The organism is uncultured Thioclava sp. (assembly GCF_913064665.1).
Classification (GTDB): domain Bacteria; phylum Pseudomonadota; class Alphaproteobacteria; order Rhodobacterales; family Rhodobacteraceae; genus Thioclava; species Thioclava arctica.
Genome location: NZ_CAJYBT010000041.1, coordinates 1 through 15,076, shown reverse-complemented (window position 1 = coordinate 15,076; position 15,076 = coordinate 1). Strand labels below are relative to the sequence as shown.

Below are 15,076 nucleotides of genomic sequence, written 5' to 3'. Positions count from 1 at the left end.
TATCGAGCGAGACCGACGGCCTAAAGCAATGCAACCCTACCACTCGCTTCTGACGGGACACGGGAAAGTTAAACTGACTATGCCGCACTTACCCAGCCGTGCCGACCCGACCCAAAACGTTCCGGGGCGGGCAAACCCGCAACGAAGAGCCACCGGATCCCGTCAGTTCTGCGGCAGCGCATAGACTGCAACCATATCGCCCACCGCGGGTTTCAGGATTGAGTTGCCGCCCGAGACGAAGGCCACGTATTCGCGTCCTTTGTAATCGTAGATCGCGGGGTTTGCGACGACCGGCGCCTGAAGTTGCGAAGACCAAAGCTCCTTGCCCGTCTGGATGTCATACGCGCGGGCCTTGGCATCCATGCTCGCACCAATGAAGATCAGCCCCGATTTCGTCACCGCCGGGCCTCCGATCGTAGGCGAGCCCATGCTTTCGGGCATGAAGAACCCATATTTCTGCGAGCTTCCCAAGGGCTTGCGCCATTTGACATCACCGGTATGCATGTCGATGGCGACCAGTTCCCCGAAGGGCGGCTTCCAGCAGGGCATGCCGAGCCAGATCAGCGCGTTTCCAAGACTCATCCCGTAAGGTGCGCCGGTCTGCGGGTAGAAACCGTTTTCATTGCCCGACCCGCCCGCGTTCTTCTCGTAATCCTTGCGATCCCAAAGCTTGATATATTGCACGATATGGCTGGTGTTCACGACCGCGATCTGAGTCTGCGGATCGAACGCCACGCCGCCCCATTGCACGCCCCCGGCGCTGTCTGGATAGGCGAGCGTCCCTTCGCCCTTGGTCGTCGGAGGGGTATACATGCCGTGATAGGTCAGGTTCTTGAACAGCTTGGAACATTGCCCGCCCGAGATGATATCGGCAAGCTTCCAGACCTGGGGTTTCTTCGACTGATCGAGAAGCGGCGCGGGCTTCGTCGGGAAGGGCTGGGTCGGTGCGTAGACCTCCCCGTTGACCGAGCCGTCGCCCTGGGGAACGGGACGCTCCTCGATCGGCCAGACGTCTTTCCCGGTCTCGCGGTTCACCACGAAGAGGAACCCCATCTTGGTGCCCTGCATCAGCGCCGGGATTTGCTTGCCATCAACGGATATGTCCATCAGCGTCGGGGCCGAGTTGATGTCGTAATCCCAGATGTCGTGATGCACCCATTGGCGCGACCAGACCACCTTGCCGGTATCTAGATCAAGCGCAGTGGTCGAGGTGGCATAGGGGATCGCTTCGGTCCGGTTGCCGCCCCAGTAATTCGGCGAGGGCGAGGCCACCGGCAGGTAGACCATGTTCAGCCCCAGATCGACCGACATCGCGGTCCAGACATTGGCGGTGCCGGTTTTGCGGCGTATGCTTTCGGGTAGGGTCTCGAAGGACCATTGCAGCTTGCCGGTCTGCGGGTCGAGCGAGAACACCGCACCGGGAGGGGCTTCGGCCCATTCCCAGTCCTGCCCGGCCCAGCCGAGGATCAGGTGATTGCCTGCCACGGTCGGCGGTTGCAGCACCGACAGCGGAAAGCGGTCGTTCACCTTATTCCACTGGTTCACGTCCAGCACGCCATCCTTGCCAAAATCGGGGCAAGGCTTGCCGGTATCGGCATCAAGCGCGAACAGCTGCGCATCCATCGTGCCGATGTAGACGATCTTTTGGCAGACCTTGCCTGCAATGGGGTTTTTCGCCTGCCAATAGGCAACGCCCCGGTTCTTCAGCGCGGGCTGGGTCAGTGCTTTGAGGGTCGATTTGGTGTCAAAAGCCCATTTCTGCTTACCGCTGGCGGGGTCCAGCGCGAGCACCCGGTAAAAGGGCGTGCCGATATACAGCGTGTCATTGGCAAAGATCGGCGTGGCGGACCAGACCGTGGCAGGCTTGTCGCCCGTGCCGTCCGAGACATCGCCGGTATGGATCTGCCAGACTTTTTGAAGCTTTCCGACATTTTGCGGTGTGATCTGCGTGAGGGGCGAATATTTCTGCGCCGAAAGCTGGCCGTGAAAGCTGTCCCAGACCGGTTGATCGGGCACAAGCGGCGTGCCGTTGCGCGGGCGGGGGCTGCTTGCATATTGCGGCGGTGCGATCGCGTCGGCAACGCTCTGCGGGGTTTGTGGGGTGGTCGTACCGTTCGCGGGGACGGGCGTGTCGGCGGTGGCGGGGGTGCTGCCATCCGAGATGGTGGACTGGCTGGGCTGGGCAGGTGCGGTTTGCGCGCTGTCTTGCGCGGCGACACCTGCGCCCATCAGCGCCAGCACGAGCGAGAGGGAAATCGTCTTGCGGATCATGCGTAGGCTCCGGTCTGGTTGGAGGCGCGGCTGGAGGCGATGTCGTAAATCAGGCCGATTGCCGTGACCGCCATTGCCGCGATCAGCCACCATTCATGCAGGAAATAGCCAGCGGCGGCGGTCCCGATCACGCCGAGCGCTACTAAAACGCGCAAGGTGGTGCGCCAGCCGCCCGGCTCGCTCAGCTGAATGAGAATGGCCGCCAGCACGATCAAGACGCTCGAGGCAATCACAAGACCGGCTCCGAATGTGCCGGTGACTCCGGTCAGGGGGGTGACGAAATTCCATACCGCCACGGCCGCACCGGCCAAGCCGCCCAAGACCATCAGGATAGTGCGCGGCCGCGCTACTCGATTGGGATCTACCATCGTCTTACCCTTTTTGCGGTTAGACATAAAAAGCCAACCATCGGCCCTCACTCCGGTTCCATGAAAAGTGATTGCTCGCGAACTCGTGTGGAGAAAGTTCGGCGTATGTCTACCCGACAGCAGTGCTTTTCCAGCACTGCTGAAAACAACCGATAGCGAGATTTATCGATCCTGCAATTTTGCGCTTTGCTTTACCGAGCTAGCTTCCTAAGCATTGCTGCCCTCGGTGCAGATCGCGGCGAATGTCTTGTGTGGATGCTCCTGCATAGCAAGACAGTTTTGAGATGATCTGCACACTGGTCAGAAGCAGCCTTTCGTCCGGCCTATTCGCTCCTTCCTACCGTTGGATTTGTTGGTCGGCGTGAGGCCACGCGCATGGTGCAGCGATAACTAGGCCTGTTGATCAACAGACTTGATCTCGACAAAGCGCATCGTAGGCCGTGTGACGGCCGCACAGATCGCTTCGGCGTCAATTGCATCAGACTTTGCGCTTTTCACATAGGGTTTTGCATACATCGGCGGTATCAGACGCAGCTCATGGTCAAGCTGGCTAAGCCGAGACCAATCGTGGTAACTTGCATGGGCTGGCTCCTCTCAATTGCGGATTTAGACAACTGCAGTATGGCGCATTGCAACGTCGGTAAGAGCAGGAGCCATCCACCCCATGTGTAATCCAGCTTTACAGTTCAGGTGGCACGGCATCGGGAATGCTCCCGCCGGTTTGAGGGCCTAGGAAAAGCGTTATGCAGCAACTCTTGTTGCGCCATCACAGCGGCAACAGGGTGCTAAGTTGGAAAACGTCCAGTGCGGTCCCCGCCATGATCGCGCCGCCGATGACGGCGATCATCCCGATCCACACTGCGACGCCGCTGGGTCTGTCCAACAGCTGCACCTCCTCTGGCGGGGCGGCAAAATACATGATCCCCATCACCTTGGCGTAATAGAACAGCGAGGCCGCCGTGTTCGCCGCTGCCAGCGCGGCCAACCAGAGATAACCACCTTGGATCGTCGTCAGGAATAGCATCAGCTTGCCCAGAAACCCGACCGTTGGGGGGATTCCAACCAGCGATAAGAACGCCAGCACCAGCGCCGCCGCCGCAATCGGTTGCCGTCGCGCCAGTCCGGCATAATCTGCAAGCGCGGTGCGCCCGCGCAAATGTGTGACCACAGCAAAGGCCGCCAGATTGCCGATAGCGTAGCTTGCCCCGAAAGTCAGCAGTGCCGTCAACGCATCGGGACTGACCCCAAGCACCGTGATTGCCATTAGCAGATAGCCCGCCTGTGCGACCGACGACCAGCCGATCAGCCGACGGACATCGTCCTGCCAAAGGGCGGCGAGGTTCCCGAGTGTCATCGTCGCTGCAGCCAGCACCGCGATCAGAGGGCGCAGACCCAATGCCTCTGGCGGGATCAGATGCACCAGCCGCGCTAGGGCGATCGCCGCGCCGATCTTGGGAACCACGGTCAGAAAGGCGGCCGCGGGGGCCGGTGCCCCTTCTGTGATGTCAGGCAGCCAAGCGTGCACAGGCACTGCGCCCAGCTTGAACGCCACACCGATAACAATGAGCGCGAATCCCGCAAACAGCAGCGGCGACGCATCAACGCCGCCCGCGAAGAGGCGTGAGAGGTCGCCATAACTGCTGGTGCCCAGAAGTCCCAAGACCAGCGTCACGCCCGTTACCAACAGCGCGTTTGCCAGCGCGCCCATCAGAAAATATTTCATGCCCGCCTCGACCGACAATGCCCAGTCACGGTGCCATGCGGCCAGCGTGTAGCCTGTCACTGAGGATAACAGCACCGCGATCACCAGTTCCAGCAGATCGCCCGCGCCGGCCATCGCCATAGCGCCCAAGGCCGACAGTAAGAGGATCGTATAATATTCGCCGTGGCGGGGGTCGGTGCGAAACCATCCCGGGGCCAGCAGGATGCAGAATGCCGTGGCGATCAGGATCATCAGCCGTGCCCAGATGCTCGCCCCGTCCAGCGCCCAAGTGCCCGAGAAGGTGAAGCGGGTTGTGCCAATCTGGTTGACAAGCAGGACGGCGGCCACCGCGATGCCCGCTAGGGCGATCAGTGCCGCTCTGGCCTGCCAGCGGCGCGGCGCGAAGGTGGCAAACAATAGCGCCAGCACCGCTGCGACGATGATCGCGATCTCCGGGGTCAGGTCACCGATCGGCATACGTCAGCCTCCAACGATGGCGCGTGTGGCGCTGCCGATCAGATCGAGCAGCCAACGTGGATAGATGCCGATCACCACGACCAGGGCCAGCAGAACCGACAACACGACACTTTCGCGACGGCTGAGGTCCGGGAACCCCGCGCGCGCCGACGGCAGATCACCAAAGAAGACCTGTTGCAACAGGCGCAGGAACAAGGCGGCAGTTATCAGGATGCCCAGCAGGCCGATGGCGGCGATGACCGGGAACACTGCGAAGGTTCCGACAAAAATCTGCACCTCAGCCACGAAGCCGGCAAGCCCTGGCAGGCCGAGACTGGCGAAAGCCGCGATGACGGCGGCGACCGTCAGCTTTGGCGCGACCTTCGCCAGCCCGCCGAAAGCGTCAAGCTCGTAGGTCTGGCTGCGCGCCCAGATCCCGCCCGCGATGAGGAATAGCGCCCCGGTGATCAGGCCATGGGCGACCATCTCGACCACAGCGCCGGTCAAGGCCAGCGACTGCGCTTTTTCCACCCCCGCCAGCGACGCACCAGCAGTCGCGATGCCCAGCACGGTATATCCCATGTGGTTGACAGAGGTATAGGCGATGCGGCGTTTCAGATTGGTCTGCCCCAACGCGACGATGGCGCCCCATAGTATCGAGGCAAGCGCAAACAGCGCGATCGGCAGGGCATAGGCCGCGAAACTTTCACGCATCATTTGCAGGGGAATGCGGATCATGCCGTAGGTGCCCATTTTGAGCAGCACACCTGCAAGGATAGCGGAGACCGGACCGGGGGCTTTGACATGCGCGGGGGGCAGCCAGGTGTGGACCGGAAACAGCGGCGTCTTGATGGCAAAACCCACCATGAATCCAAGCAGGATCAATCCACCCTGAAAATCGTAGCCCGCCAGCGGCTGCGCCGCAATCAGACTGCGCATGTCGAACGTGATGGGGGCCATCGACAGCACCAGTCCGATGATCGCCAGCAAAATCGCGAGCGATCCGGCCAGCGTGTAGATAAAGAACTTCAGCGCAGCGCGTTGCGCGCCGTCATGTCCCCAGCGTCCGATCAGAAAAAACATGCCGACGAGGCTGAGATCGAAAAAGGCGTAGAATAACAGCAGGTCCAGAACCAGAAACAAGCCCAGCGACACGGATTCCAGAAACAGGAACCAGGCATAATAGGACACGGGGCGTTCGGGATTTTCCATCGGCCAGGAAATGCTTGCGATAAACAAAACGCCGCTCATCAAGGACAGGGCAAGCGACATGCCGTCGACCCCGACGCGCCACGCGATGCCAAGCGACGGAATCCAAGGCACCTCGGCAAGAAATTGAAAATCGGGTGCTGACGGGGCGGTGTCAAAACCGATCCAGACGATCAGCAACAGTGCGAATGACACGACAGATGCGCCGACCGCCACGGCTCTCGCTGCTTGGTGGCCCAGACGCGGTGAGACGAGCAGCGCCAATGCGCCCAGCATCGGGATGAGGATGGCAAGTGTCAGCATGTTATGCTCCTGCGGCGAGGATGGCTGCGACGACGAAGATGCCGCCGATGATATAGGCGTAGTAGTGGTGGGAGAGGCCGGTTTGCAGTCGACGCGAGTCGCGGCCCAGCAGGCCGAAAATGTTTGCGGTCCCTTCCGGCAAACCATCGGATGCGGCCTCGCCGAAACGGTCGGCCAGCTGTGACAGTGCATCGGCGAAAGCCGCCGTGGCGTTCAGGCCCGCATCCAGCAAACGGTCGTCGGCCTGGGCTGCGGCCCGGGCCAGCGCATCGACCGGCTGCACAACGCCACGATCAATCAACGTCGGAAGGCCCAGCCAATCCGAGGCCGCTGCGCTCGCGCCGGTGCGTCCCAGTGCAGGGGACTGATGCGCCAGATAAAACCCGGTAACCAGTCCGGCCGCCAGCCAGATCATCGAGATCACAAGCCCCGCCATTGTCCCCTCGGGTAGGGTTGCGCCCAAGGCATTCGCCAACACCGTGGCGGCGGGCGACACCCAAAGCAGGCTGGCAGCCAGTGTCAGCGTCACAAGGCTCGCGATGCCGACGGTTTCTTTCCAGCCGGGTGCCGGAATGTCACGCCCCTCCTTGTGGCTACGCCCAAAAGCCAGCAGGGCGAAACGGGTCGCATAGACGGCGCTGAGCCCGCCGCCGATCATCACGCTGAAGGCCAGCCAGAAACTGGTGTGCTCTGCGGCGCGGACGATCTCTTCCTTGCTCCATCCTCCGCCCGTCAGGGGCAGGCCCGCCAGACTGGCTGCAGCGATAACGGCCAAACCAGCGATCAACGGCATCACGCGGCCAAGGCGCATTCGATCAAGTCGGTAGCTGCCCGTGGCGTCGTGTGCTGCACCGGCGATTAGAAACAGCGGTGCCTTGAAGGTCGCGTGGAGCATCAGGTGCAAAATCGCGACGCCGGGATAGCCCGCGCCGACGGCGATGAACATGAAACCGAGCTGCGCCGAGGTGGAGGCGGCCAGCAACCGCTTTGAGTGGTTCTGCAACACCGCCGTCAATCCGCCCGCCAAGGCAGTCGTCAAACCGATAGCGATAGTCACAGCCTGCCAACCCGGAACGACCGACAGGAACGGTTCAAGGCGCGCGATGATGTAGGCCCCCGCTGCGACGAGCGTCGCTGCGTGCAGCAACGCAGATACCGACGTCGGGCCCGCCATGGCGCGAAACAGCCACGGCGCAAACGGCACCTGACCCGCTTTGGACGCCGCAGACAGCAGGATGCCGTATGCGACAAGGCCTTGCCACGGCCCCGACAGCGTGGCGATGCTGGCGTAATCGAACGACCCCGTGCCCGCGAACAGCGCCATCGCGGCAACAAACAGGCCCAGATCGCCGAACCGTGTCATGACAAAGGCGTAGAGCCCCGACTGCGGATTTTCTTTGTCGGTCCACTTGTGAGAGATCAGGGCCCATGAACAGGCGCCAATCAACTCCCATCCGATCAGCAGGGTCAACAGATCGTTGGCAATAACAACAAGCTGCATCCCACCGGCAAACACGATCATGAGGCCGGTGAGACGGGCAAGTCCTTGTCGCGCCTCATGCTGGGTTGCGTGGGAAATAACGGCCAGCGCAATGACCGGCACCGTCACGGCGAGCGCCGCCGACAGGGGCGTCAGGGCGGCGGTCAAGCGGATCGCGTCGGACCAGGTCAGCGTCGCGCTCCAGCCCTGCACCACAGCCAAAACCGTCAGAATCAATGTCACACTCACGACGCCACCTGCGAGAACGCCGAGGCTGGTGCGCGATCGCGCGCCCAGCGTCGCGATCAGCGCACCAGCCACGATGGGCACAAGGGAAACCAGCCACAGCATCAGTTTTTCATCGTCGTGAGGGATTCCGTCACGTCCGCCTGTCGTTTGCGGTAAACGGCCACGACCAAGGCAAAGCCGATGGCCAATTCGACCGCCATCACCGCCATGATCAGGATCGCCAGCAACTGCCCCTTTGGCAGACCCGCTAGGGTGAAGGCCCAGAAACCAACCGTGGCAAGCAGCGTGCCGTTCAACATCAGTTCGAGCCCCATCATCAGCATGACGAAGGATTTTTGCGAGAGCGCGCCGAACAGACCGATGCCGAACAGGGCCGCAGACACGATGAGGATGGCCGTCAGGGTCATATCAGTGCCCTCCGCCGTGATGGCTATGCCCGGAACCTGCGTCGACCTTGCGACCGGCGGGGGCTCCACCCTCGGTCAGACCCGGTGGCTGCGCGCCCTGACTGCCTGATCCGAAACGCCCGCTGGCGCTTGACAGCACGACTGCGCCAACCATCGTCGCCAAAAGGGTCACGCCCGCTGTCTCGAAGATCAGCATGGAATTTCCCAACAGTTCGGTTCCCAGATCGCGCAGCGTCTCACCGCCGGGCGGCAGCGGGCTGACAGGCAGTGCGGTCGTCAGCACGGCCACGCTTAGCCCGACAAAACTCGCGACTCCCGCGCCGATCGAAAAGCGATACTGGTGAACCATCTGCATCGGGTTCAGCCCCGCAGGATTCATCATGAACATGATCATGAACAGGCCCATGACCATCATCTCGACCGCCATCATGAAAACGGTGGCCACACCGATGTAATCCGCCGACAAAAGCAATGCGATGGCACCCACGGCGATGAAGGAAACCATCAGCGCAAATGTCGCGCGGATCATGGAGTCGACGCGGAACACACGCCATCCGCTCCAGATCGCAAGCGCCGACAGGGCGTAGAACAGAATACTTGTCATCATAGTGCCAAAACCCCCGCTAGGATCAGATCAAGGAATGACAGCGGCAACAGGCCGATCCAGATCAGCCCCATCATGCGTGCGACAGGCATCCGAGCCAGCAGATGCGACAGGCCGATCACGACTGTCATGATGGCCAGTGTCTTGATTGCCAGCCACAGCGGGCCTGGTAGCACTGGCCCCAGATAGCCGCCCAGAAATACGCTTGCGGCAACGGCTGAAAATCCTGTCAGCATTACCAGCCGTGCGATCTGCCAGCCCAAGCGATCCGGCCCCGATGCCTCGACCGAGGTGCCGCCCGCCAGATCGGCGCTATCGGCATAATCAAACGGGCCGCGCAGCGTTAGCGACAGACCCAAGAGGATGAACAGCGGTAGACCCAGCGGTTGGCGGATCACGTTCCACACGCTTGACTGCGATGTCACGATGTCACGCAGGTCCAGCGATTGCGCCGGTAGTGCGGCGGCAATCAGAACGAACATGCTGAGCAACATGATTGGCAGCCCGATCGCGACATAGCGATAAGCCCCGATCAACGCCAGCGGTGCATTCGGCGACCAGCCGTGCAGGAAGACAACGACGACAACAAGCGACTCGCAGGCACCCCATGCCACGACGCTGGTGGGCAGGGCGATCAGCGTCGTGTCCGGTCCGATCGGCACAAGCGCCAGCCCGACCAGCCCAAGCGCAAAATATCCGGCGATGGACAGCAGCGCATTCAGCCGGTCCGGGGCCTCGGTCGTCAGGCGCTGTTGGCTCAGCCACAATGCGGCCGTGCGCAGCGGGGTAAAGGCGGGCGACACCGTGCCGCCGCCAGCGATCCATCCACGGCAGACCGCGTCGAGAGTCGCAGCGGCCCAGATACTGGCGATCAGGAAGGCAAACAGGCCAAGGATGGCGAGCACAACAATCATCCCATGTGCTCCGCATGCATGTCGTGGTCGGCATGGGTGGCGTCATTTGTGCTGTCCGGCGGTGCGTCCATTCTGGCGCAGACGCCTCGCAGCGTCGCGTTGTCCAGACTGTTGATGACCAGCAGCGCCTCGTGCCATTCCAGCCCGACCAGAAGATCGCCGAGTGTCATGTCGGTGTCGGACGCAGGGGCGGTTTGGAGCCCCGTCACCATCGCATCGAACCGTGACCGCACGTCGGATCCGTCGGGCAACCGGCCCAGATCCGCAGGGATCGCTGCGCGCGCCCTTGACAGTCGAACGAGCCTGCGAAATGTGCCGTCACCCTTTTGTCCGTGGAGTGAGCGCAAGGCGAGCGCCGACAACCCCAGAAGCCGAAGCAAACGCTCCCGCGCGGCCGTATCGCCCTCGAAGGGAGGATGCGCCACGGTGACCGCTTGGATCATGTCCCCCTGCAAAGTCAGCGTTAACGCCAGTCCAGCGGGGAACATCGGCAGGAACGGACCAAAATCGGCGGTATAGGCGTCCAGAGATAATCCGTCCCGAATGTCGTCGTCGGTCTTCGCCATCGGGCGCCCATATGGCGTGCCGCCCATCATGCCCTTGCCGCCCTGCCCATGCGGCCCGATGCCGCGCCATTCGTTCGGTGGTGCGTCGGGCAAGATATCGGCCTCGCTCGGGCGATCACCTGCGAGGAGGTCGGCGAAGGTGGCGCTCAGAGCGTTGGCGATGTCGTCGCTAGCGTCCACCTCCACAGCATTTGAAAAAGGCTCCATCGCATGCGACTGCCACAGCACGGTGGCCCGCGGATGTGGTAACTGGTCGTGGAGGCGGTTGAGGCAATCGGCCAGCGCGCTTGGTATACGCCCGGAGATCAGCAAGATACATGCCGCGCGCGGGCTGTCCACAACGTGGATCGCAGGATTCAGCGCCAGCCGCGCCAGCGCATCGGGCGCACTTTCGCCCTGCGCGATGAACACAGGTACCGGCGCACGGGCGGCGAGGCGGCTGATCCAACTCATTCCCACCGGAAGATCCCCTCGCGCCAGCCGTAGAGAATTCCCACCGACAGGATTGCCAGGAACATGCCCATTTCGGCCAGCGCCTTGCCGCCCTCGGCGACATAGACGACGGCCCAAGGATACATGAACATCATCTCCATCTCGAAGGCGACAAATAGCAGGGTCATCGTATAGTAGCGCACGTGAAACCGCTGCCAGGCGTGGGTCTGCGGGTCGCCGCCGCCCAACACAGGGCGTTGCTGGGGCGCTGTCGCGGAGCCGGCGAAATCCGACCAACCCGCTGCCCGAAGAACGCCGACGAACAGGACAGCCAAAGCAAGAATTCCAGCGATGGAAATGATCGTCGTCATCCGTTTTGCTTATTCCTTCTCATTCGACGCCTTGCTGCGCTCGATAGGACAACGACCCTCCAGCGCTGGAAGGTTCCTGATTTTTTGCTCTCTCACAAATTTTCGTCACGCGGCTAAGCTGAAAAGGCCAGCAGCTTGTTACAAGGCTTTTTGCCGTATGAATTCAGCATCGCGCGGACATAGATATGCCGCGAGCGCTGCGCATCGCCGGATAGCGAAGAGGCCGTTTGCCAGCGTCGACATGTATAGTCATCCCACGGCCTGTCAGCGCACACCTGCAAAACGACAGCGATATCGAGCCGGGACCGAAAGATTCCGCAGATCGTCTAGCTCCTCCGAGTTCTCGCCGCATGAGCAGTTGATCTCTGGAGATGAGTTGACCCCTCCCGAAGCGCTTCCTGAACTACTCGAAGGGGCGCGTTGAGTTGGTGGCTTGCTGGGAAGTGGTGGCGTTCGATGAATTCGCAGAACGCTAGAAAACCGCCAAAAAGGGGCTCGTCAACATCATGAAGAACGACAATGCGAACAAGATCTTCACACGGAGAGTAAATCCGATGACGCTTGTTTCTTCGAATTGCTGCAAAAAGTTATAAATCTCCACCCTCGGGAAGCTGCGACGCGGCAACGGAACGCTCGATCAATTACGTATGTTGTGGGCCGATCGAGTGTGAGGTCAAAGGGGCCACGAGCAGTCTATGGAGGTGCTCGCGTTCGGCCCAAACGTTTTATTAAACTTCGCAAATCCCACCTGTCCGTAAGAGGTGCGCTGGCAGTCATGCAGCACAAGCGAGAGGCAGGGGGCGTGAAAAGTGCGAAGGGTCAAGGTGAAACGAACGAGATTTCAAATGCCGAACTGTTAGAGCTTGAGCGTGACGTGTTGGTGCCCGCAGCATTGGAGTAACAGATCGCACTCGACAATTGCGCCAAGATCAATGCCTGCATCATCCTTGAAATGGCAAACGCACCCGTGTCACCGGAGGCCGATAGAACGCTGAGCGAAGGAGAGAAAATCATCGTGCCCGATTTGGGATGGCGCGGACGAGAGCGTCCGTATCATCAATTCAGGGCGCGAGATATTCACACACTCCAAATTTCTTGGCGAATGGGGTTGATGCACCGTCCCACGCTTTCAGCGTCTTGTGAGGATGATCCACTCACCAATATTTTCGCGATTGATGAAGCCCACGAGACGTCCCGCCCGGTCCAGCACCGCGACGATGGGGGCGGACCCTGCCGCCAAAGCGTTCAGTACCGCGTCCATCCCGGTCTCAAGCGTCACTGTTGGAACGTCTTCGATCATAACCGTTGAAACAAGTTCGGCGCGATGCTCGGCCTCTGGGTGGGACAACACTCTGGCCCGCGTCAGCACCCCGACCAGCCGCCCGTCGGCGGCCAGCACGGGAAATTCGGATTGAGAGCTGTGCAAGATCGCTTGCGCGGCCATTTCAAGCGTCGCGTCTGGCGCAAGGGTCTGAAATGTAGTGATGGCCGCATCGCGCGCCTTTGCGCGATGGGCCAGACCGCGCATCACCGCATCCGAGCTTTCCGCCCCGGCCGCGAAGAAAATGAACACCGCGATCAGCACCAGAATGGGGTTGCCCCCGGTTAGCCCCCAGAACGCGAACAGAAAGGCGATGATTTGCCCGGTGCGCGCGGCAAGTTCTGTGGCCTTGATCCGGTCCATGAAGATCGAGAGGACGGCACGGAACACCCGGCCGCCATCCATCGGGAAGGCCGGGATCATGTTAAAGGCAACCAGCAGGAAATTGACCAGCGCCAGCCGCCCCCAGAAATCCTGCGACGCATTCTCCAGCGATTGCAGATCGCCCAGCCGGGTGGCGGCGCCCAGAAGCCCCGTCAGCAACAGCCAGATCACGACATTCACGGCCGGTCCCGCAAGCGCGATCAGGATTTCCTGCCGCGGGTTTTCGGGGATCCGCTCTAGCCGCGCCAGCCCACCAATTGGCAAAAGCGTGATATCGGGCGTCTTCACCCCGAAGCGCGCCGCCATCGTGGCATGGCCGAACTCATGCAAGACCACACAGGCAAAGACAGCCAGAATGAACAGCACGCTTGTCGTTGCGGCTTGCGGGCCCTGCGTGGCCCAGGCGCCCGCCGCAATCCAGATCAGCAGCAGAAAGAAGGTGACATGCACCCTGAGTTCCGTGCCCCGGATTTTCCCGATCGAATAGGACCAACGCATATCATCTCCTGATCCAGAGGCCCGGCGATCGCAACTCTCGCGCGCCTGCGTCCTGTCATTTCATCTGCCAACAGTCTGGGCGCGGGGGCACCATAGGGCAAGGTGTTCCGCACTCCGCCTGTCGATTTGCTCTTCAAGACGCAGAGGTTGAAGCTCCGTGTGATGCCTGCGGTTTGCGGCATGTCGGACGGCATCGCATGTCTTTGCGCTGACGGAAGCATATTTCCCGATGTGGCGACTTGATTTGAATCAGCGCGAAGCTGGCAGCGGTGCCATATCTTGGCCGCGAATCCGGAAGCGACGCGAGTGCAAAAGAGAGGCCGTCTTGGCCCATTCGCAGCCAATCGCAGGCCAAAAGATGGCCGGTCCGCATGTCTTGGATTTTGGAAAGGTGACACATGATGGGCAAAACGCCAACGCAAGCAAAACACGTGCCGTCTACCAGTTCAACCTCGGCCACCCATAGTCAGGCTGAACGGATGCAGCTTCTGGTGTGCATCGAGGATGATCAGAGGTCCGCTGGAGCCATCTCACATGTGCAAACCATTGCGCAGGCGCTGGGCGGCGACGTGGTCTTGCTGCATTTCCTTGAGGCGGCGGAAAAGGGCGGCGCTCCGCTTGATCCTGTTGATTGGGAGATCCGCCGACGCGTGGCCAATGATGTGCTGACCAACTTGGCTCAGAAGTATCAGACGGCGGACCACGCGATTCAGGTCGCGGTTCTTGAAGGGCGCCGCATCGATCAGCTTTGTGGCTATGCGGCGCGTCATCCCGGTGGCATCACAGCCTTTGGTCGCATCGAGGGCGCCGAGGGGCTTCATGCGTGGCGCGCTGCGCGTTGTTTGGTGGATGCCGATATCGGATCGATCCTCATGGTGCCAAGCGCCGCCTTCACCACCGCGCCCACGCGCTACGCCTGTGTCTTTGTCGCGCTGGACGGGTCGAGCGTCTCAGAGAGCGTGATCCCCAGCGCCGCCGCCATCGCCAAGCAGCAGAACGCAAAGCTTATCGTCTGCCATGTCGTTCCCGATCCGGGCAGCATCAATATCGGTCTGCAAGACCGCGAGTTGCAGGACCTGCAGATGCGCCTTGTGAAGCGCGCGAAGACAGCCGCGCGGACCTATCTTGACCGGATCAACGACATGCTGAAGGGCTACGGAACGCCAGCGACGACGACGATGATCGTCGAAGGGGATGCGCGTAAGTCCCTGCTCAAGACGATCCGGGAACGGGGCGGCGATCTGCTGATCATGGCGTCGCATGGTCAGGGTATGGACCCGACTCTTCCGTCGGGCCATGTTGCGAGTTTCATCCTGGATCACGCCGATATTCCGGTGCTCATGATGCGACCGCAGCGCAATTCGGGGGATGCGCATGTCTCTGCCGAACCCGTCCATAAAGGCACGCGCCAGCCTGCGGATACAGAGACATGACCCTTGTCGAGCCGACAGAACAGGCGGCGGACTGGACGATTGGTATTCGCGCCTTTGCGGCATCGCAAAAGACCATCGACGGGCCGCCAGCCGAAATCGGGATCTACC

Annotated in this window: 12 protein-coding genes and 1 pseudogene; 1 reads left to right on the top strand and 12 read right to left on the bottom strand. The window is 61.3% G+C overall.

Translation table 11 applies throughout. From position 1 onward, the window contains the following. Positions 1-162: 162 nt before the first annotated feature. The 12 genes and pseudogenes from QZ571_RS14985 to QZ571_RS14930 all read right to left on the bottom strand — a co-directional run bounded on the left by QZ571_RS14985 (position 163) and on the right by QZ571_RS14930 (position 13,535). Complete coding sequence (locus QZ571_RS14985; RefSeq protein ID WP_295536554.1) at positions 163-2,271, bottom strand: PQQ-binding-like beta-propeller repeat protein; 2,109 nt, start codon at positions 2,269-2,271, stop codon at positions 163-165. After that, positions 2,268-2,639, bottom strand: coding sequence for a hypothetical protein (locus QZ571_RS14980; RefSeq protein WP_295536553.1), 372 nt, complete (start codon positions 2,637-2,639; stop codon positions 2,268-2,270). The genes QZ571_RS14985 and QZ571_RS14980 overlap by 4 nt, the downstream gene beginning before the upstream one ends. Before the next feature lie 393 nt (positions 2,640-3,032). Then, positions 3,033-3,215 (bottom strand): annotated as a pseudogene (locus QZ571_RS14975) (IS110 family transposase); the annotation flags it as partial. 190 nt (positions 3,216-3,405) lie between these two features. Next, positions 3,406-4,818 (bottom strand): NADH-quinone oxidoreductase subunit N, encoded by a 1,413-nt coding sequence (locus QZ571_RS14970; RefSeq protein ID WP_295536551.1) that lies wholly within the window; start codon positions 4,816-4,818, stop codon positions 3,406-3,408. Positions 4,819-4,821: 3 nt separating this feature from the next. Further along, positions 4,822-6,309 carry a NuoM family protein gene (locus tag QZ571_RS14965; protein ID WP_295536549.1) on the bottom strand — a complete coding sequence of 496 codons (1,488 nt, stop codon included), beginning with the start codon at positions 6,307-6,309 and terminating at the stop codon, positions 4,822-4,824. A gap of 1 nt (position 6,310) precedes the next feature. Then, positions 6,311-8,140: an NADH-quinone oxidoreductase subunit L gene (locus QZ571_RS14960; protein WP_295536547.1), complete on the bottom strand. Its 1,830-nt coding sequence runs from the start codon at positions 8,138-8,140 to the stop codon at positions 6,311-6,313. Continuing rightward, entirely contained in the window at positions 8,140-8,445 is a 306-nt protein-coding gene (gene nuoK, locus QZ571_RS14955) for an NADH-quinone oxidoreductase subunit NuoK (protein ID WP_295536545.1), read from the bottom strand. The genes QZ571_RS14960 and nuoK overlap by 1 nt, the downstream gene beginning before the upstream one ends. 1 nt (position 8,446) lies before the next feature. Further along, entirely contained in the window at positions 8,447-9,052 is a 606-nt protein-coding gene (locus QZ571_RS14950) for an NADH-quinone oxidoreductase subunit J (RefSeq protein ID WP_295536543.1), read from the bottom strand. After that, positions 9,049-9,963, bottom strand: coding sequence for an NADH-quinone oxidoreductase subunit H (locus tag QZ571_RS14945; RefSeq protein WP_295536541.1), 915 nt, complete (start codon positions 9,961-9,963; stop codon positions 9,049-9,051). The genes QZ571_RS14950 and QZ571_RS14945 overlap by 4 nt, the downstream gene beginning before the upstream one ends. Further along, positions 9,960-10,982 (bottom strand): hypothetical protein, encoded by a 1,023-nt coding sequence (locus QZ571_RS14940; RefSeq protein ID WP_295536539.1) that lies wholly within the window; start codon positions 10,980-10,982, stop codon positions 9,960-9,962. The genes QZ571_RS14945 and QZ571_RS14940 overlap by 4 nt, the downstream gene beginning before the upstream one ends. After that, positions 10,979-11,332 (bottom strand): NADH-quinone oxidoreductase subunit A, encoded by a 354-nt coding sequence (locus QZ571_RS14935; protein WP_295536536.1) that lies wholly within the window; start codon positions 11,330-11,332, stop codon positions 10,979-10,981. Before QZ571_RS14935 ends, QZ571_RS14940 begins: the two co-directional genes overlap by 4 nt. Before the next feature lie 1,129 nt (positions 11,333-12,461). Then, entirely contained in the window at positions 12,462-13,535 is a 1,074-nt protein-coding gene (locus QZ571_RS14930; RefSeq protein WP_295536535.1) for a site-2 protease family protein, read from the bottom strand. A 401-nt stretch (positions 13,536-13,936) separates the two neighbouring features. On the opposite strand from QZ571_RS14930, the gene QZ571_RS14925 reads away from it, so the two are divergent. Beyond that, entirely contained in the window at positions 13,937-14,968 is a 1,032-nt protein-coding gene (locus QZ571_RS14925) for a universal stress protein (RefSeq protein WP_295536532.1), read from the top strand. Positions 14,969-15,076 lie beyond the last annotated feature (108 nt).

Excerpts from the sequence above, each read along its gene's own strand:
- QZ571_RS14935 (WP_295536536.1), bottom strand. The coding sequence starts at position 11,332 with ATGACGACGATCATTTCCATCGCTGGAATTCTTGCTTTGGCTGTCCTG.
- nuoK (WP_295536545.1), bottom strand. The coding sequence starts at position 8,445 with ATGACCCTGACGGCCATCCTCATCGTGTCTGCGGCCCTGTTCGGCATC.
- QZ571_RS14970 (WP_295536551.1), bottom strand. The coding sequence starts at position 4,818 with ATGCCGATCGGTGACCTGACCCCGGAGATCGCGATCATCGTCGCAGCG.
- QZ571_RS14980 (WP_295536553.1), bottom strand. The coding sequence starts at position 2,639 with ATGGTAGATCCCAATCGAGTAGCGCGGCCGCGCACTATCCTGATGGTC.
- QZ571_RS14940 (WP_295536539.1), bottom strand. The coding sequence starts at position 10,982 with ATGAGTTGGATCAGCCGCCTCGCCGCCCGTGCGCCGGTACCTGTGTTC.
- QZ571_RS14945 (WP_295536541.1), bottom strand. The coding sequence starts at position 9,963 with ATGATTGTTGTGCTCGCCATCCTTGGCCTGTTTGCCTTCCTGATCGCC.
- QZ571_RS14965 (WP_295536549.1), bottom strand. The coding sequence starts at position 6,309 with ATGCTGACACTTGCCATCCTCATCCCGATGCTGGGCGCATTGGCGCTG.
- QZ571_RS14960 (WP_295536547.1), bottom strand. The coding sequence starts at position 8,140 with ATGCTGTGGCTGGTTTCCCTTGTGCCCATCGTGGCTGGTGCGCTGATC.
- QZ571_RS14985 (WP_295536554.1), bottom strand. The coding sequence starts at position 2,271 with ATGATCCGCAAGACGATTTCCCTCTCGCTCGTGCTGGCGCTGATGGGC.
- QZ571_RS14925 (WP_295536532.1), top strand. The coding sequence starts at position 13,937 with ATGGGCAAAACGCCAACGCAAGCAAAACACGTGCCGTCTACCAGTTCA.
- QZ571_RS14950 (WP_295536543.1), bottom strand. The coding sequence starts at position 9,052 with ATGATGACAAGTATTCTGTTCTACGCCCTGTCGGCGCTTGCGATCTGG.
- QZ571_RS14930 (WP_295536535.1), bottom strand. The coding sequence starts at position 13,535 with ATGCGTTGGTCCTATTCGATCGGGAAAATCCGGGGCACGGAACTCAGG.